This window comes from Pseudomonas sp. NFIX28, from assembly GCF_900107395.1.
Classification (GTDB): domain Bacteria; phylum Pseudomonadota; class Gammaproteobacteria; order Pseudomonadales; family Pseudomonadaceae; genus Aquipseudomonas.
Genome location: NZ_FNPW01000004.1, coordinates 445,418 through 463,065, shown reverse-complemented (window position 1 = coordinate 463,065; position 17,648 = coordinate 445,418). Strand labels below are relative to the sequence as shown.

The following is a 17,648-nucleotide window of genomic DNA, read 5'->3' as shown; positions in this document are numbered from 1 at the left end:
GGATCAGCCGCTATGACAAACCCACAACCGACCGTTTCCATGGCGGACAAAGTTGCCCTGATCGACAGCCTCTGCGCCAAGGCGCGGATTCTGCCGGTGATCACCATCGCCCGCGAACAGGACGTGCTGCCCCTGGCGGACGCCCTGGCCGCCGGTGGCTTGACCGCGCTGGAAGTGACCCTGCGCTCGCAGTTCGGCCTCAAGGCCATCCAGATCCTGCGCGAACAGCGCCCGGAACTAGTGACCGGTGCCGGTACCGTGCTCGATCGCCAGATGCTGGCTGCCGCCGAAGCCGCCGGCTCGCAATTCATCGTTACCCCGGGCATTACCCGCGATCTGCTGGAGGCCAGCGTCGCCAGCCCGATCCCACTGTTGCCGGGGATCAGCAATGCTTCCGGGATCATGGAGGGCTATAGCCTGGGTTATCGCCGCTTCAAGCTGTTCCCGGCGGAAGTCAGTGGCGGCGTGGCCGCGATCAAGGCCCTGGGCGGCCCGTTCGGCGAAGTGAAATTCTGCCCGACCGGCGGCGTCGGCCCGGCCAATATCAAGAGCTACATGGCGTTGAAGAACGTGATGTGCGTCGGCGGCAGCTGGATGCTCGATCCTGAATGGATCAAGAACGGCGACTGGGCGCGGATCCAGGAGTGCACGGCCGAGGCCCTGGCCCTGCTGGACTGACAGGTTTTCCTGCTTTTTTAAAGATTCGTTGGTGTGTTCTACGGCTTTACGGTGCGCTTGGTCGGTGCACCGTTTTTTTTTGCCTGGAGAAAAGCTGCCTGGCGACGCTCTTCCGTAGGAGCGCAGCTTGCGCGCGATGACGCCGGGGCGAGCAACGCGATGAGATGGTCGTTACTGCCTGTAGCCGCTGCCGCAGGCTGCGACAGGTCCGAAGGACCTTCTGCGATCCAGATAACGCTACGGCCTTTCGGCCGATCGCAGCCTGCGGCAGCGGCTACAGGTCATTCAACTGCCAGTTCAGTCAATGCCTCGACCAGCCGCTGGATATCCCCGCTCGACGTGGTAAAGCCCGGGGTCACCCGGATGCAGGGCCCGCAGCGCGAGCCGCTGCGCACCACGGTGAACAGCCCATATTCCTTGAGCAGCCGTTCGGCCATTGCCTGCTGGTCCGGTTGGCGGGTGAAGAGAAACGAGGTGATGCCGCAATACAGCCGCGGATCGTCCGGGGTCAGCACTTCGATGCCGGGCAGGTCGCGCACCTGGCTCACCCACAGGTCGCGCAGGTAATTCAGGCGCGCGCCCTTGAGCGCCGAGCCGCCCATGCTGCGGTGTTCCTCGAAGACCCGGGGCAAGGTCAGCCACGCCGGAAAGTTCGGCGTGCCATAAGGCGCGCGGGAGCGGATATCGTCCAGGGCATAACGCTGCTCGCCCATGTCCGGATCGATATCGGCCAGGCGTTGCGGGTCTATATAGACAAAACCCAGGCTAAGGGGCGCGCCAATCCATTTCTGCAGGTTATAGCCGGCGAACGCCACGCCCAGTTCATCGAGCTTGAAATCGACCTGGGCCAGGGCATGGGCGCCGTCGAGAATGACGTCGATTCCACGTTCGCGGGCTTCACGGGCGATGGCCTGGACCGGCAACACCAGCCCGGTGCGGTGTGTAACGTGGGTCACGGCCATCAGTTTGAGCCGTGGGTAACGCTCGAAGGCCTGGCGATAGCTGGCCAGCAGGCTGTCGAAACTCGCCGGATGGGCATGCTCGATCTCGATCAGCTCGACCCCGCGATTATGTGCCAGCCAGCGCATGGCGCCCTTGACGCTGTCGTATTCCAGGTCGCTGATCAGCAGCTGGTCGCCCGGCTGGAGGCGGTTGTAGTTGCGAATCAGTGATTGCAGCGCCTCCGAAGCGCTGCGGGTGAGGGCGATGGCCTGGCGGTCGACGTCGATCAGGTCGGCCAATTGCTGTCGAATCTGCAAATTGCCGATCTGTTCGAAATGCTGGCGTACATGCACCGAGTTGCTGCGGTTCACGAAGTCGATCTGGCGCTGGTATTCATCGACCACGGCGCGGCTCATGCGTCCGAAGTAACCGTTTTCCAGGTTGATCGGCCCAGGTTCGACGTCATATCGGCGGGCAATCGCCAGCCAGTAATCTTCGTCGCGGGCGAGTTGGGCATTACATGGCATGGCGGTCTTCTTAATGACGGGGTTTGGGTTTGCCGTGTTTGGCGCGCAGCGGGTCCAGTAGATCGGAAAGGCCGTTGTGATCGATTTCCTGCATCAAGGCCAGCAGGCCGCCCAACTCGCCGTGGGGAAAACCTTCGCGGGCGAACCAGTTCAGGTAGGGGCCGGGCAGGTCGGCGAGAATGCGGCCCTTGTACTTGCCGTAGGGCATTTCTCGGGTGACCAGCAGTTCGAGTTTTTCGGGATTCATGGCAGCTGTCTGTTGAGGTGACGAATAGCCTGGAAAATACAGGCATTCTGCATGCAGGCCAAATGACAGATCATGCAAATAACGCGGATACAGAAAGCGGCGTAAAAATTAAGTATTTGAAAAATAAGAATAAAATTCTAATTCCAGGACTGGCACGCCGGGTGCAACAGCTATTACGACTCCCTCAACCTGGAAGGAATTAAGAAATGACTGACATTAATAAAAAATCGATTTCGGTCCTCAATGACTTGATCGAAACCTGCAAGGACGGTCAGGAGGGGTTCAAGACCTGTGCAGAAGACATCAAGCATCCTGAGCTCAAATCGCTGTTCATGAGGTGCTCCAGCGAATGCGCCAGCGCCGCGAGCGAATTGCAGGCCAGCGTGCGTTCATTGGGCGGCGATCCGGAAACCTCCACCAGCGTCAGCGGTGACTTGCACCGTCGTTGGGTCGACATCAAGTCCCTGGTGACCGGCAAGGACGAAGAAGCGGTGCTCAATGAGGCCGAGCGCGGCGAAGATCACGCGCTGAAGGCTTATCGGGAAGCCCTGGAGGAAATCAACGAGCACAACCTGGTAGGCATCCGTGACCTGGTAGAGCGCCAGTATCATGGTGTGCAGCGCAATCACGACCAGGTCAAGGCCCTGCGCAACCAGGCCCGCGCCCGCTCATAACGGGTCAAGCCTGTCAAAAACGCCAGCTTGCCTGGCGTTTTTTTGTGCCTGAAATAAATACTGGACGACAGATAGTTAGCTAGCTAATAATTTGCCAGCGCTCACTCGAGTTGCGTCTATCGTTGTTTTGTCCTTCCAGGGTTCTTTCCGTGCGTATCACTTTGCAGGCGTTGTTCGCCCCCAATCTTGCGGCCGTGCAGTTCGCGATCAAGACCGTGTTCGGCGCCGGCCTGGCATTGTGGCTGGCCATGCGCTGGGGCCTGGAGCAGCCGGCCTGGGCGCTGATGACGGCGATCATCGTGGCCCAGCCGCTGTCGGGAATGGTCCTGCAAAAAGGCCTGGCGCGGCTGGTGGGGACGTTGGTGGGAACCTGCATGTCGGTGCTGTTCATGGGGCTGTTCGCCCAGGCCCCGTGGCTGTTCCTGCTGGCCCTGGCCTTGTGGCTGGGGTTGTGTACCGCCAGTTCGACCCTGCTGCGCAGCGCCTGGTCCTATTCCTTCGTGCTGGCCGGCTACACCGTGGCGATCATCGCCTTGCCGGCAATCTCCCACCCGCTGTCGATCTTCGACCAGGCCGTGGCGCGCTGCACGGAAATTTCCCTGGGCATCATTTGCGCCACCGCCAGCAGCGCCTTGCTCTGGCCGATGCGGGTCGAGCGGCAGTTGACCGAGCAGGCGCGCAGCGCCTGGCAAAGCGGCATGCAGGCGGCGCGGGCGACCCTGGCCGGCGACGCCCTGGCGCGCAAGGGCCTGCTGGAGATCCTCGGGCGCATCGTCGCCGTGGACTCCCAGCGCGAACATGCCTGGTTCGAAGGCTCACTCGGCCGGCAGCGGGCGCGGGCGATCAGCGGCTTGAGCCAGAAGCTATTGATGCTGTTGCGCATCTCGCGCTCGGTGCGCCGGCAATGGAAACAACTGGACCAGGCCGAGGCGCAGCAACTGGCGCCATGGATGGAGCGGGTGCAGCAGGCCCTGGCGGCCATGGACGGGCCAACCTTGCAGGCGCTGCGGCCGCAGTTGCTGGACGCGTCACACGACTCGGCCATCAGCTCGGCGCAAAGCTATTGCCTGGCCCGTTTTACCCTGCTGCTGGACACCGCTCTGGCCGCGAGCACGGCGATGCAGGCGGTGGAGGAGGGCAAGGCGCCGGCCGAGCAGGCCGCCACCCTGACCCCGCATCGCGACCTGTCGCTGGCGCTGCTGTTTGGCGCGCGCAGCGCCTTGGCTTTCCTGACCGTTGCCAGCTTCTGGCTGGCCACGGCCTGGCCGGCGGCCTCCGGGGCGATGCTGCTGACCTGCGTGGTGTGCGGCCTGTTTGCCAGTCGGGAGAACGGCGCGCAGATCGGCATGAGTTTCATGCGTGGCATCTTCCTGGCGATTCCGGTGGCCTTCGTGGTCGGGCAGATCCTGCTGCCGCAGTGGAGCAGTTTCGCCTTGCTCGCCATGGCCATGGGCGTGCCGTTGTTTTTCGGCGCGCTGGGCATGGCCAAGCCGCAGATCGGCGCCACGGCCACCTCGTTCTGCCTGCACTTCGTGGTGCTGATTTCGCCGCAGAACCAGATGACCTTCGATGTCGCGAGCTTCTTCAACAGCGCCCAGGCGATGGTGTTGGGCGTGGGCGCCGCGGTGCTGGCGTTTCACCTGTTGATCTTGCGCAACCCGGCCTGGCACGGGCGGCGCCTGCTGGCGGCGACCTTGCAGGACCTGGTGCGCTTGACCCGGCGCAACCTGCGTGGCGCGGAGAGCTGGTTCGGCGGGCGCATGGCCGATCGCCTGTTGCAACTGGCGCGGCATTACCCGGAGTTGCCGGAGCAGGCGCGCAGCCGTTGGGACGATGGCCTGCTGGGCCTGGACATCGGCGACGAGCTGATGCACCTGCGCCTGAGCCTGGCGGTGGCCCAGGTGCCGGCGGATGCCGTGCAGCGAGGTTATTTCCAATTCCTGGAACAGGTGTTGGCACAAGGGCCGGGGGCCAGTCGCGGCGAGGCGCTGGCCGGCGCCAGCAGCGCCATGCTCGAGGCCCTGGACAGGCATCCGCCCAGCGATGCGTTGAAGCTGGCCCAGGGCGCGGTGGTGCAGTTGCAAAAGAGCTGGCGCACCTGGTGCCGGCAGCAGGAGGAAAGCCATGGGGCTGCGTGAGTGGTCGCTGGGCGGAGTGTTGCTCAGCCCGTTTCTGATTTATGTGGTGCTGGCCCTGGTGCTCACCGGGGCGTTGCGCATGCTGTTGCGCGCAACGCCGCTGGGACGCTGGATCTGGCACGAAGCACTGTTCGATGTGGCCTTGTACGTCTGTGTCCTGACGTTGGTCACTGTCGTACTCGGACCTTTATAAGGAGTTGTTCATGCGTGCCTCCGTGCGTATCGCTTTTACTTTGTGCCTGGTGGCGGCGGCGCTGTTTGCCGGCTTTCATCTGTGGCAGTACTACATGCTCACGCCCTGGACCCGGGACGCGCGGGTTCGCGCCGACGTGGTGATAGTCGCCCCGGATGTGGCGGGCTGGGTGCATGAGCTCAAGGTCCATGACAACCAGGCGGTGAAGGCCGGCGACCTGTTGCTGAGCATCGACCGCGACCGCTTCGAGGCGGCGCTGGAAAAGGCCCAGGCGGTGGTGCAGACCCGCCAGCAGCAGCTCAACCTGAAAGAGCGCGAAGCCAGCCGCCGGGCCAGCCTCGGTCCGCAGGCGATCAGCGCCGAGCTGCGGGAAAACGCGCAGATCAATGCCGGGGTCGCCCGCGGCGAGCTGCGCCAGGCCCAGGCCGACGCCAAGGTCGCCGAGCTCAACCTGGCGCGCAGCCAGGTCCGCGCGCCACGCAGCGGGCATATCACCAACCTGCGCCTGGCCGAGGGCAACTATGTGAACGCCGGGCAATCGGTGATGGCCCTGATCGACGATTCGACGTTCTACGTGCAGGCCTATTTCGAGGAAACCAAACTGCCGCGGATCAAGGTCGGCGACCCGGTCAAGGTTTGGCTGATGAGCGCTGGCGAAGCCTTGCAAGGGCAGGTGGAAAGCATCAGCCGAGGCATCACCGACCGCAACGCCACGCCGGACGGGCAACTGCTGGCCGAGGTGGAGCCGACTTTCAACTGGGTGCGCCTGGCACAGCGGATTCCGGTGCGGATCAAGCTCGACAAGGTGCCCGAAGGCATCAACCTGAGCGCCGGGATGACGGCGAGCGTGCAGGTGGAAGAGGGGAGCCGCTAATCCCGCCTGTAGCCGCCGCCGAGCCTGCGAGGCTGCGATCGGTTGGGTAGCAACCGCTAGCCCCGAGTCCCGGATCTGCCCGGGAAACGCAGTGGCTGATTTTGCGATTGCTACATCGGAGTGCCGCCCAAACCGATCGCAGGTTGCGCCAGCGGCTACAGGGCGCTTCAGCCGATGCTGATGGCCGGCAAGGTCGGCAGGGTGACGGTCTGTTGTTTGCGCGGGGCGAGGATTTCAGCTTCGCCGTCCACCACCAGTTCATCGCGCTGGTTGAACACGCGGGTGGCGATACGCACGCGGAACTTCGGCAGTTTTTCGAGGATTTCCAGGCGCACGGTCAGGGTGTCGCCGATCTTCACCGGCTTCTGGAAGCTCATTTTCTGGCCGATATAGATGGTGCCCGGCCCAGGCAATTCGCAGGCCACCGCGGCGCTGATCAGCGCACCGCTGAACATGCCGTGGGCGATACGCTCCTTGAACATGCTGGCGGCGGCGAACTCGGCGTCCAGGTGCACCGGGTTATGGTCGCCGGACATGGCGGCGAACAACTGGATGTCACGCTCTTGCACGTGCTTGCTGTAACTGGCGGTCTGGCCGACTTCGAGGGCTTCGTAAGGGGTGTTGGTAACCTGGGTCATCTCTCTCAAGTCCTGTGCTGAGCGTTGATTGGCATATTGATTTGAAACAGGGTCATTCAGTCTTCGGTGGCCGGCGATGCCGCAGGGCCTGGTCGAGCCAGGCCAGTACATCGGCCGTCACTTCGTCGCGGTTGCTTTCATTGAACAATTCGTGCCGTGCCTGCGGGTAGATGCTGAGCTGCAGGCACTGGCTGCCGGCCTCGCGCAGAGCACCGGCCAGATCCTTGAGACGTATGCCATTGCTCACCGGATCACATTCGCCGCCCATCACCAGCAATGGCAGGCCCGGATCGATCTGGGCCAGGTTGGAAGCCTTGCTGATTTGCTCCAGGCCGCCCAGCAGGTCGATCCACAACTGGTTGCTGCAGCGAAAGCCGCAGAGCGGGTCCCGGGCGTATTTGTCGACTTCGTCGGGGTCGCGGCTGAGCCAGTCGAAGGGCGTGCGGTTGGGCTTGAAGGCCTTGTTGAACGAGCCGAACGACAGCCATTCGATCAACGCGCTGCGCCCCAGGGGGCCCTGGCGCCAGCGCTCGAAGCGGGCGATCTGGCGGGCGATGCAGTACAGCGACACCGGCTGGAAATTCGAGCCGCTGAGAATCGCCCCGTCCAGGCTGGCGCTATGGTGCAGCAGGTAGGCCTGGGCGATGTAGCTGCCCATGCTGTGGCCCAGCAACACGATCGGGACTCCCGGGTGCTGCTGGCCGATGTGCTGGTTGAGGCTGGCCAGGTCGCCGACCACCTTGCACCAGCCGTCATCGTCGGCGAAGTGCCCGAGTACCCCGTGCTCGGCGGTCTTGCCGTGGCCGCGCTGGTCCGGCGCATAGACACCGTAGCTTTCATTGCACAGCGCCGCCGCGAGCCTGGCGTAGCGTCCGCTGTGTTCGGCCATGCCGTGGGCCAGCAGGATCACGGCCTTGAGCGGGGCCGCGGGGAGCCACTGGTTGACGTAGAGCTGGCTGTGGTCGCTCGCGGTCAGCCAGAAAGAGTGGTGGATCATGGCGATTCCTTTGCACGGGGTCGTTGCATTGTATAGCTCATCGTCGTCGGCACCGTCCGATCCGCGCGCGCCATGGCGGCAAGATTCACGTTATCAATGACGCTGCCGGCCATATTTGCCCTATTGGCCATAGCTGCTAACGTCCGCAGAGCCCCGCCTTTCGTCGCGTCAGAGAAGCGGCCCGGACAACTCAGGTAAAGAGGACAAGAACAATGCAGCCTGATTTCTGGAATGACAAACGCCCGGCCGGAGTGCCTGTCGATATCGACCTGGGTGCCTACAAGTCGGTGATCGAGGTGTTCGAGCGTTCCTGCAAGAAATTTGCCGACCGCCCGGCCTTCAGCAACATGGGCGTGACCATGACCTACGCCGAGCTGGAGCGCTACAGCGCGGCCTTTGCCGGTTATCTGCAAAGCAGCACCGACCTGGTGCCGGGCGACCGCATTGCGGTGCAGATGCCCAATGTCCTGCATTACCCGATCGCCGTGTTCGGCGCCTTGCGCGCCGGGCTGATCGTGGTCAACACCAACCCGCTGTACACCACCCGGGAAATGCGCCACCAGTTCAAGGATTCCGGCGCGCGTGCCCTGGTGTACATGAACCTGTTCGGGCAGAAGGTCGAGCAAGTGCTGGCCGATACCGATATCCAGTTCCTGATCGAGGCGAAGATGGGCGACCTGATGCCCTCCGCCAAGGGCTGGCTGGTCAACACCCTGGTCGACAAGGTAAAGAAAATGGTGCCGGCCTATCGGCTGCCCCAGGCCATTTCCTTCAAGAGCGCGCTGCGCCAGGGCCGTGGCGTGCCGATCAAGCCTTTGAACGCCCGCCTGGACGACGTCGCGGTGCTGCAATACACCGGCGGCACCACGGGGCTGGCCAAGGGTGCGATGCTGACCCACGGCAACCTGGTGGCCAACATGCAGCAGGTCCGTGCCTGCCTCGAGCAACGGGGCCCGGATGGCCACCCGCTGTTGCGCGAAGGCCAGGAGGTGATGATTGCGCCGCTGCCGCTGTACCACATCTATGCCTTCACCGCGAACTGCATGTGCATGATGGTCACCGGCAACCACAACGTGCTGATCACCAACCCGCGGGACATCGGCGGGTTTATCAAGGAGCTCAAGCAGTGGCGCTTTTCGGCGCTGCTGGGGCTGAACACGCTGTTCACGGCGCTGATGGATCACCCCGAATTCAAGAGCCTCGACTTTTCTCATCTCAAGCTGACCAACTCGGGAGGCACGGCGCTGGTCAAGGCCACCGCCGAGCGTTGGGCGCAGTTGACCGGTTGCCGCATCACCGAAGGCTACGGCCTGACCGAAACCTCGCCCGTGGCCTGCACCAATCCCTATGGCGACCAGTCGCGCCTGGGAACGGTGGGCCTGCCGGTACCGGGCACGACCCTCAAGGTCATCGACGATGAGGGCGTCGAGCAGCCGCTGGGCGAGCGTGGCGAACTGTGCATCAAGGGGCCGCAGATCATGAAGGGCTACTGGCAGAAGCCGGAGGCCACCGAGGAAGTGCTCGACGCCGAGGGCTGGTTCAAGTCCGGCGATATCGCGGTGATCGATCCGGACGGCTTCGTGCGTATCGTCGATCGCAAGAAGGACATGATCATCGTCTCGGGTTTCAACGTGTACCCCAACGAGATCGAGGACGTGGTGATGGCCCACCCGAAAGTCGCCAACTGCGCGGTGATCGGTGTGCCGGACGAGCGCTCGGGGGAGGCGGTGAAGCTGTTCGTGGTGGCCCGCGAATCGGGAGTCAGCCTCGAAGAGCTGAAGGCGTACTGCAAGGAGAATTTCACTGGCTACAAGGTGCCGAAACACATCGTGTTGCGTGAGTCGTTGCCGATGACGCCGGTAGGCAAGATCCTGCGTCGGGAGTTGCGCGACATCGCTTGATGTTCAACCCGATGTGACAGCAATGCGCCATGGCGCGACCATCGCGAGCAAGCCTCGTTTTTACCGGAACCCAGGGTTTCTGTAGGAACGAAGCTTGCTCGTGATGCTTTTGAAGGGCGCAAAAGCCCGTTCCAGAGCCTTATTCGGCTTTATAGATTTTTTACTCTAAAAATGACTATTTGATGTTCTTGAGTCAAGAAAGTGACTATATGGGCCAATTTTGGCTCTAGGCGGCCTTTGGCAAAGCTGCTACTCTCGGCGCGCTTTGTGACTTCTCGGCCTGAATTACAGCCAGACTCACCACAAAAAAGACACCAATAATAATCGCATCAAATGCGCTGACGAATTCGCGTTGCTGAGGAGTGGGCTTCCATGATCCAAGACTTTTGGAAGGATAAGTACCCAGCTGGGATTGCTGCCGATATCAATCCAGACGAGTATCCGAATATTCAGGCGGTGTTGAAGCAGTCCTGCCAACGCTTTGCCAACAAGCCGGCCTTTAGCAACCTCGGCAAGACACTCACCTACGGTGAGCTGTACGAACTGTCCGGAGCTTTTGCCGCGTATCTGCAACAGCATACCGATTTGCAGCCCGGCGATCGAATCGCCGTGCAACTGCCCAACGTCCTGCAATACCCGGTCGCCGTATTCGGCGCCATCCGCGCCGGGCTGATCGTGGTCAACACCAACCCGCTGTATACCGCGCGGGAGATGGAACACCAATTCAACGACTCCGGCGCCAAGGCCCTGGTCTGCCTGGCCAACATGGCGCACCTGGCCGAAGCCGTGGTGCCCAAGACTGGCGTCAAGCATGTGATCGTCACCGAAGTGGCGGACCTGCTGCCGCCGCTCAAGCGCTTGCTGATCAACAGCGTCATCAAGTACGTGAAGAAGATGGTGCCGGCCTATCACCTGCCCAATGCCGTCAAATTCAACGATGTACTGAGCAAAGGCCATGGCCAGCCGGTCAAGGACGCCAGTCCGGCCAGCAGCGATGTAGCCGTGCTGCAATACACCGGCGGCACCACGGGCGTGGCCAAAGGCGCCATGCTGACCCACCGCAACCTGGTGGCGAACATGCTGCAATGCCGGGCGCTGATGGCCTCCAACCTCAATGAAGGTTGCGAGATCCTGATCACTCCGCTGCCGCTGTACCACATCTATGCCTTCACCTTTCATTGCATGGCGATGATGCTGAGCGGCAACCACAACATCCTGATCAGCAACCCGCGCGACTTGCCGGCGATGGTCAAGGAGCTGTCGAAGTGGAAGTTCAGCGGCTTCGTCGGTCTCAACACGCTGTTCGTCGCCCTGTGCAACAACGAAGCCTTCCGCAAGCTGGACTTCTCGGCGCTGAAGGTCACCTTGTCCGGGGGCATGGCGCTGCAGCTGGCGGCGGCCGAGCGTTGGAAGGACGTGACCGGTTGCGCGATCTGCGAAGGTTACGGCATGACCGAAACCAGCCCGGTAGCCACCGTCAACCCGGGCCAGAACATCCAGATGGGCACCATCGGCATTCCGGTGCCGTCGACCCTGTGTCGCATCATCGACGACGCCGGCGTCGAGCTGCCGCTGGGCGAGATCGGCGAGCTTTGCGTCAAGGGCCCGCAGGTCATGAAGGGCTACTGGCAGCGCCAGGACGCCACCGACGAGGTGATGAGCGACGGCTGGCTGAAGACCGGCGATATCGCGCTGATCCAGCCTGATGGCTATATCCGCATCGTCGATCGCAAGAAGGACATGATTCTGGTCTCGGGCTTCAACGTGTATCCGAACGAGCTGGAAGATGTGCTGGCGGGCCTGCCAGGCGTGTTGCAGTGCGCGGCGATCGGTGTGCCGGACGAGAAATCGGGCGAGTCGATCAAGATTTTCATCGTCGCCAAGCCGGGCGTGACCCTGACCAAGGAACAGGTGATGGAGCACATGCGCGCCAATGTCACCGGTTACAAGGTGCCCAAGGCTGTCGAATTCCGCGACGCGCTGCCGACCACCAACGTGGGCAAGATCCTGCGTCGCGAACTGCGTGACGAAGAGCTGAAAAAGCTGGGCGTGAAGAAGTAAGGCGCCAGGCACAAAAAAGCCCCGCATCCGCGGGGCTTTTTTTTGGGTGTTTGTGTAGCCGCTGCCGAAGGCTGCGATCGACCTCGCAGAGCGCGCTGTCTTGCCGGCGCAGCAGGTCCTGCGGAGCTTGCGGCAGCGGCTACAGCTGGATCACTGCTGGAACTGTGCGAAGTTCACGCCGGTGCCGGCGGGGCGTACATCCTTGAGGAAGGAGTCCTTGTCGGCGCTCAGCTCCAGGCTCAGCGCCGCCTTGCGCTTGCCGGCGTTGCGAACCACCAGGCCTTCGAGCTTTTCCCGCAGGAACACGGTCGGCACCTTCAGGTGCAGCAACTGGTCGGTGCTCGGGGTGTGCAGCAGCAGGTGGACCCATTCGTACTGGCCGACGGCCAGGCGGCTGACCGGAAGGTCGAACCACCAGATATTGCGGCTGCGGCTCAATTCCGCGAAGTGGCAGTTGTTGACGCCCAGCACCGCGCCACCCAGTTCCTGGTTCCGGCGGGCGATGGCCAGCTTTTTATCGAGTTTCATAACATTCCTACGGGATTGGATCTTCAGCGCAGAGCCTGAATACGTTGCGCATTCTCATGGGTTGGCCGCCAAACATAAAGCGCAACCTGCGTGCGGCGGGCAAATAAGGCGATGAAATGCCTCGCCGAAAATAATTGAAACTCCGCGCGATGGCCTTGAGTCAACCTCTGGGTAAGACCCCAAACCCTCGATTGTTCTAAGGAGAAATACCATGGGCAGCACAGCGGACAAGGCAAAAGGTCTGGCCAATGAGGCCATTGGCACGATCAAGCAAGGCGTCGGCAAAGCTACCGACAACACACGGTTGGAAACCGAAGGCAAGATTCAGGAGAAGAAAGGTGAAGCCCAGCAAGCTGTCGGCAAGGCCAAGGACGCGGTGAAAAAGACCGTCGACAAAGCCTGATCCGCCGGCTCGCAATGCAATACGACGGCCATCCGCGGATGGCCGTTTTTAATACCGGGCACGGCACCAATTGCGATGAAACGGTTCAAAATCGCCAAACTAGGCTAGTTTGTTGTACAAAACGGCCCCTGAGTCGCCACCGACCCTGAATTCTTGCGGCGAAAGGAGACGCTATGTTCTTGCCGAATTTGAAAGGCCTGCCCCTGCATCGTGTGCTGGTGCGCACGGTCACTGAATTCATCAACGATGAAATGTCGACCTACGCCTCGGCACTGGCCTATCAGATGCTGTTTTCGTTGTTCCCCTTCATTCTGTTCCTGATCGCCTTGATCGGTTTCCTGCACCTGCCGGACTTCTTCTCCTGGTTGCGCCTGCAATCGGAACTGGTGTTGCCACCCCAGGCGCTGGAGCAGGTCAACCCGGTGATCGACCAGTTGCAGCAATCCAAGGGTGGTTTGCTGTCGGTGGGTATCGTGATTGCCCTGTATACCGCTTCGGCCGGCGTGCGCCTGATGATGAGCGCGATGAACGCCGCCTATGACGTGGTCGAGAAGCGCCCGCTGTGGAAGCGTTTTCCGCTGTCGATTTTCTACACCATCGGCATCGCCGGCATGCTCCTGGTGGCCGCGGCCTTGATGGTGCTCGGGCCGCAGGTCATGGGCTGGATCGCCTCCCAGGTCGGCCTCGAAGACTTTATCGTCACCGTCTGGACCATCCTGCGCTGGCCGGTGATCGTGATTTTGATGATGGTCGCCGTGGCGCTGATCTACTACGTGATGCCCGACGTGAAGCAGGAGTTCCGCTTTATCACCCCCGGCTCGGTGCTGGCGGTGGTGGTGTGGATCATCGCCTCGCTGGGCTTTGCGTTCTACGTCAAGACCTTCGCCAACTACAACGCCATGTATGGCAGTATCGGCGCGATCATCGTCCTGCTGCTGTACTTCTATATTTCCTCGGCGGTGCTGTTGCTGGGGGCCGAGATGAATGCGGCGATCGAACACATGTCGTCCGACGGCAAGAACCCGGGAGAACGGGTGCCCGGCGAGCACGACGAGCCCAAACAACACATATCGGGACTGGGCCGGGACCACTCGCTCAAGCCGACCACTGACGAAGCCTGAACATGATCCGTGAAATCCTCAAAATGGGCGACGAGCGCCTGTTGCGCATCGCACCGCCGGTGCCGCCCGAGATGTACGACAGCCCCGAGCTGTGGCAATTGATCGACGACATGTTCCAGACCATGGAAAGCGTCGGCGGCGTGGGCCTGGCGGCGCCGCAGATCGGTGTCGACCTGCAACTGGTGATCTTCGGTTTCGAGCACAGCGAGCGTTATCCGCAAGCCGAGGCCGTGCCGCAGACCATCCTGATCAACCCGCTGATCACGCCCCTGAGCCCGGTGCTGGAAGAGGGCTGGGAAGGCTGCCTGTCGGTGCCGGGGCTGCGTGGCGCGGTCGAGCGTTACCAGCACATCCGCTACGAAGGCGTCGACCCCAGGGGCGAGCCCATCGTGCGGCTGGCCTCGGGGTTCCATGCGCGGGTGGTGCAGCATGAATGCGACCACCTGATCGGCCGCTTGTATCCATCGCGGATCAGCGATTTCAGCAAGTTCGGCTTCACCGAAGTGATGTTCCCCGAGCTCGATCCCAACGCCGACGATTGAGCCTTCTCGATCAGCCGCCGTGGCCCATGGCGACCAGCGGCTTGCTGCGCTGGTAGCGGGCCAGCCGGTCCGCCAGGCCTTGGGGCAGGGCCGAGGCCGGGGTAAACCCCATGCGTTGATACAAGCCTTGCAGGTCCGGGTGGCAAAACAGCCAGACCGGGCCTGCGTTGCTGTTTCGTGCCCGCTCGACCAAACGGCCGGCCACGCCCTGCCCGCGGTGGGCCGGGTCGACGAACAGCCCGGTCAGCCAATACCCCTGGGCCGCAGGCACAAGGTTCAGCCCGGCGATGATCGTTCCCCGTTTCGCTACCCAGGATTGCCCGTCGCTGGCGGCGCGCATCGGCGAATTGTGGGCGCGATAGAACTTGTTCAGCAGCGGTCGCAGGGTGTCGGCGAGCAGCAGGTATTGGATGTCAGGCATGAGGTTTCGCAGGTGGGTCGGGGCGGTGAATTATAAAAGTACGGAGCGCGCGGGATAGGTGTATACCTGACGAACGAATCCCTCGCGAGTGGAGTGTGCATCATGTCCAAAGGTATGAATGCCAAAAAGACGGCCAAGAAAAAGCCCAGCCGCAGCGCTGATGAAAAGCGCGCGGACAAGAAAGCCAAGAAGGCCGAACACAATATTTTCGGTCATTGACCCGCTACGAAGCCCGCCCTGCGGGCTTCCTTGTTTTTGCTTGCTGATTAATCGAGCGGCGAGGGTGGGCCGGACGGGCAGCGCATTACCGCGCTTCGGCCGCCAGCGCCGCTTGCACCGCTTGGCGCTGGGCGATTCGCGCCTGCAGGCGTGACAGCGCCGGCCATTGCTCCAGTTCGATCGCGAAGCCGGCGGTCCAGCGCAGCACGGTGAACAGGTAGGCGTCGGCAACGCTGAAGGCTTCGCCCAGCAGGTACTCCTGCTGTTGCAGCGTGCCCTCCAGCAACGCCAGGCGCTTGAACAGCTTTTGCCGAATCAGCGCCTGGGCCGCTACGGGAAGCTCGCTGTTGAACAGCCAGCCGAGGCCGCCATGGACCTCGCTGGAAATGAAGTTGAGCATTTCCTGCAACCTCGAGCGCTGCCAGCTGCCATTGGCTGGCGCCAGGCCCGCTTGCGGCTTGAGGTCGGCCAGGTATTGCAGGATCGCCGGGCCTTCGGTCAGCACCTGGCCGTCGTCCAGCTCCAGCGCCGCCACATAGCCCTTGGGGTTGATCGCCAGGAAATCGGCGCCGTCGGCCGTGGTTTTGTTGCGGTTGTCGACCCGGATCAGCTTGAACGGCAGGGCCAGTTCGCGCAGCACGATGTGCGGGGCCAGCGAGCAGGCGTCGGGCGAGAAATACAGGTTCATCGGGGGCTCTCCAGAAAAGGGTTTGCCAGTGTCATAGTCCGCGCCGTTCTCAGTAAAATTAATCTTTCAGAAAACTTCCATAAGGACAGCTACTGGCATGATGAACCTGATGCACTGGCGCTTGCTGGTGGCCGTGGCGGACAGCGGCAACATCACCCGCGCCGCCGAGCGGGTCGGCATGACCCAATCCGGCGCCAGCCAGGCCCTGGCGCAGCTTGAGGACAACCTGGGCGTGCAACTGTTCACCCGGGAGAGCCGCCAGGCCCTGCCGACCGCCGTCGGCGAGCAAGTGCTCGAGCAGGCGCGGTCGATGCTCGCGGCGTTGCAGAACATCCGTGACACGGCGGACGCCTGCCGTGACATTCAGCGCGGCACCATTCGCCTGGCCAGCTTCCCCATGGTGCTGGCGACTTTCTTGCCGCCGCTGCTACGGCGCTTCAAGCAGTTGTATCCGGGCATCCAGGTGGTGGCGCTGGAGGTCAGCGACGACGAGGTCGAGGCTTTGCTCGACGCGCGCTTGATCGATGTCGGGGTGGTGCTCAACCCGCCGCCCGAGCGCAGTGCCGGCCTGCTGGGGCGCGATGCCTGGGTGGCGGTGCTGCCGGCGGGGCATGCCCTGGCACGCCGTGGCCAGGAGCAGGGCGTGACCTTGCAGGAACTGGTGAGCCAACCCTTTGTGCTGGCCACGGGCGGCTGTTCGGTCAACGCCCGCAGCCTGGCCGCGGACGTCGGCCTGCAGCTGGCGGATGTGCGAGTCGAGGTGCGGGAGTGGAGCAGCGCCTTTACCCTGGTTCGCGAGCAGGTGGGAGTGACCCTGGTGCCACAAATGACCTTGCCGGAACATCGCCAGGGGCTATGCGTATTGCCATTGAGCGTGCCGATCCAGCGCACCTTTGCCCTGGTGCTGGCCGAGGGCAGTGAGCCGTCGCCGGCGCTGCGGGCCTTGCTCGATATGCTGGGCCAGGGTTGAGTGCGTCGGCGTAAAGCGCAGATGAAACCGGGGCTGCCGAGAGCAGCCCGGGGTCGACTGGCCGATTAAAGCGCCGCGAGGAACGTGTCGGTGACTTGTTTCTCGATGCCGTTGGCGTCTTTCTCGACTTGTGCGAGCTTCAGCTTGTCCTGCAGCCGCTGGGCAATTTCCTGGGCCACCGCGAGCTGTTTCTCCGGCGGCATGTTTTTCAGGTCTTGCTCGGTAATGCCCATCTCTTCGAGGATGCTGTCGCGCATGCGCTGTTCAGGGGACTTGCTCATGTAGTCCTTGAACTCGTCCAGGGCCGAGCCCTGGGTGGCGCTGTTCGCCTGCGCGGTGCTGGCGGTCGGCGGGGTGGCTTGCAGCAGCACGCGCGTCTTGGCGAAGGCCGCGGCGACATTGTCGCTGACCGTATTGCCGGCCTGTTGCACGGCCTGGGATGCCTGCAAGGTCGTCGCATTCTGTACGTTCTGCATCAAGCCGCTGTACAGGGCGCTGGCGGCCGCGGTGCTGGGGTCCATGTCGGACCGCTGGGTGGGCTGGATCGCCGAGGTTTTCTGGGCACTGACCAACATGATTGGGTACCTGCATGTAAGGGCTGTCCCGGGCTGGGGAGCAATTTGCATGCCGCCGCGCTGCCAGGTCCTGGAGACACCCAGGGCCGGGCCTCGACACCGGTTTGCGGCAAGGCTGGCGGCGCGCGGCGGACAAGCCTTGCCGCTTGCGGCCAACGGCGACCGGTGTTTCACGCTTTACGCAAAACCACGTCCCGCTCCTACGGGGGGGATGGCTGCGGTTGGCGGTGGGCGGAGTTTGCGGGGTTTATGCGCCGCTCGACCTGAAACACGTCCCGCTAGCGTAGGAGCGAGGCTTGCCCGCGAAAGCG

19 protein-coding genes are annotated in these 17,648 nt (G+C 62.6%); 11 read left to right on the top strand and 8 right to left on the bottom strand.

What is annotated here, in order from left to right:
• Positions 1-12 precede the first annotated feature (12 nt).
• Positions 13-678, top strand: a complete 666-nt coding sequence (locus BLV20_RS10975) for a bifunctional 4-hydroxy-2-oxoglutarate aldolase/2-dehydro-3-deoxy-phosphogluconate aldolase (RefSeq protein WP_023966782.1) — start codon at positions 13-15, stop codon at positions 676-678.
• Positions 679-959: 281 nt separating this feature from the next.
• Here the strand turns inward: BLV20_RS10975 and BLV20_RS10970 are convergent, their stop codons facing one another.
• Both BLV20_RS10970 and BLV20_RS10965 read right to left on the bottom strand, forming a co-directional pair.
• Entirely contained in the window at positions 960-2,147 is a 1,188-nt protein-coding gene (locus BLV20_RS10970) for an aminotransferase class V-fold PLP-dependent enzyme (RefSeq protein ID WP_092300929.1), read from the bottom strand.
• Positions 2,148-2,157: 10 nt separating this feature from the next.
• Complete coding sequence (locus BLV20_RS10965; RefSeq protein ID WP_007925076.1) at positions 2,158-2,394, bottom strand: DUF3820 family protein; 237 nt, start codon at positions 2,392-2,394, stop codon at positions 2,158-2,160.
• A 206-nt stretch (positions 2,395-2,600) separates the two neighbouring features.
• On the opposite strand from BLV20_RS10965, the gene BLV20_RS10960 reads away from it, so the two are divergent.
• From BLV20_RS10960 to BLV20_RS10945, 4 genes are all read left to right on the top strand, one after another.
• Entirely contained in the window at positions 2,601-3,068 is a 468-nt protein-coding gene (locus BLV20_RS10960) for a ferritin-like domain-containing protein (RefSeq protein WP_092300926.1), read from the top strand.
• Positions 3,069-3,217: 149 nt separating this feature from the next.
• Positions 3,218-5,206, top strand: coding sequence for an FUSC family protein (locus tag BLV20_RS10955; protein ID WP_092300923.1), 1,989 nt, complete (start codon positions 3,218-3,220; stop codon positions 5,204-5,206).
• Positions 5,193-5,399 (top strand): DUF1656 domain-containing protein, encoded by a 207-nt coding sequence (locus BLV20_RS10950; protein ID WP_023966774.1) that lies wholly within the window; start codon positions 5,193-5,195, stop codon positions 5,397-5,399. Before BLV20_RS10955 ends, BLV20_RS10950 begins: the two co-directional genes overlap by 14 nt.
• Positions 5,400-5,409: 10 nt before the next feature.
• A complete protein-coding gene (locus BLV20_RS10945; RefSeq protein WP_092300920.1) occupies positions 5,410-6,273 on the top strand; it encodes an efflux RND transporter periplasmic adaptor subunit in 864 nt (287 codons plus the stop codon).
• A gap of 167 nt (positions 6,274-6,440) precedes the next feature.
• Here BLV20_RS10945 and BLV20_RS10940 read toward each other — a convergent pair whose 3' ends face one another.
• Together BLV20_RS10940 and BLV20_RS10935 are read right to left on the bottom strand one after the other, a co-directional pair.
• Positions 6,441-6,911, bottom strand: coding sequence for a MaoC family dehydratase (locus tag BLV20_RS10940; protein ID WP_092300917.1), 471 nt, complete (start codon positions 6,909-6,911; stop codon positions 6,441-6,443).
• Positions 6,912-6,963: 52 nt separating this feature from the next.
• A complete protein-coding gene (locus BLV20_RS10935; protein ID WP_092300914.1) occupies positions 6,964-7,908 on the bottom strand; it encodes an alpha/beta hydrolase in 945 nt (314 codons plus the stop codon).
• Positions 7,909-8,120: 212 nt separating this feature from the next.
• Between BLV20_RS10935 and fadD2 the strand changes: the two genes are divergently transcribed.
• Together fadD2 and fadD1 are read left to right on the top strand one after the other, a co-directional pair.
• Positions 8,121-9,809, top strand: coding sequence for a long-chain-fatty-acid--CoA ligase FadD2 (gene fadD2 / locus BLV20_RS10930; protein ID WP_092300911.1), 1,689 nt, complete (start codon positions 8,121-8,123; stop codon positions 9,807-9,809).
• A 372-nt stretch (positions 9,810-10,181) separates the two neighbouring features.
• The gene (gene fadD1 / locus BLV20_RS10925; RefSeq protein WP_092300908.1) at positions 10,182-11,870 is read left to right on the top strand and encodes a long-chain-fatty-acid--CoA ligase FadD1; all 1,689 of its coding nucleotides are present in this window, start codon (positions 10,182-10,184) and stop codon (positions 11,868-11,870) included.
• Positions 11,871-12,020: 150 nt separating this feature from the next.
• Here fadD1 and BLV20_RS10920 read toward each other — a convergent pair whose 3' ends face one another.
• Positions 12,021-12,398 (bottom strand): hypothetical protein, encoded by a 378-nt coding sequence (locus BLV20_RS10920; RefSeq protein WP_092300905.1) that lies wholly within the window; start codon positions 12,396-12,398, stop codon positions 12,021-12,023.
• A gap of 211 nt (positions 12,399-12,609) precedes the next feature.
• Here BLV20_RS10920 and BLV20_RS10915 point away from each other — a divergent pair, with 211 nt between their 5' ends.
• The 3 genes from BLV20_RS10915 to def all read left to right on the top strand — a co-directional run bounded on the left by BLV20_RS10915 (position 12,610) and on the right by def (position 14,464).
• Positions 12,610-12,801 (top strand): CsbD family protein, encoded by a 192-nt coding sequence (locus tag BLV20_RS10915; RefSeq protein ID WP_092300902.1) that lies wholly within the window; start codon positions 12,610-12,612, stop codon positions 12,799-12,801.
• A 173-nt stretch (positions 12,802-12,974) separates the two neighbouring features.
• Complete coding sequence (locus tag BLV20_RS10910; protein WP_092300899.1) at positions 12,975-13,922, top strand: YihY/virulence factor BrkB family protein; 948 nt, start codon at positions 12,975-12,977, stop codon at positions 13,920-13,922.
• Between the two features lie 2 nt (positions 13,923-13,924).
• Complete coding sequence (gene def / locus BLV20_RS10905; protein ID WP_092300896.1) at positions 13,925-14,464, top strand: peptide deformylase; 540 nt, start codon at positions 13,925-13,927, stop codon at positions 14,462-14,464.
• 10 nt (positions 14,465-14,474) lie between these two features.
• Here the strand turns inward: def and BLV20_RS10900 are convergent, their stop codons facing one another.
• A complete protein-coding gene (locus BLV20_RS10900) occupies positions 14,475-14,885 on the bottom strand; it encodes a GNAT family N-acetyltransferase (RefSeq protein ID WP_092300893.1) in 411 nt (136 codons plus the stop codon).
• Between the two features lie 304 nt (positions 14,886-15,189).
• On the bottom strand, positions 15,190-15,792 hold the full coding sequence (gene gstA, locus BLV20_RS10895; protein ID WP_092300890.1) for a glutathione transferase GstA: 603 nt from the start codon (positions 15,790-15,792) through the stop codon (positions 15,190-15,192).
• Positions 15,793-15,889: 97 nt separating this feature from the next.
• On the opposite strand from gstA, the gene BLV20_RS10890 reads away from it, so the two are divergent.
• Positions 15,890-16,762 (top strand): LysR family transcriptional regulator, encoded by an 873-nt coding sequence (locus BLV20_RS10890; RefSeq protein ID WP_092300887.1) that lies wholly within the window; start codon positions 15,890-15,892, stop codon positions 16,760-16,762.
• 65 nt (positions 16,763-16,827) lie between these two features.
• Here BLV20_RS10890 and BLV20_RS10885 read toward each other — a convergent pair whose 3' ends face one another.
• Entirely contained in the window at positions 16,828-17,337 is a 510-nt protein-coding gene (locus BLV20_RS10885; protein WP_092300884.1) for a hypothetical protein, read from the bottom strand.
• Between the last annotated feature and the right edge of the window lie 311 nt (positions 17,338-17,648).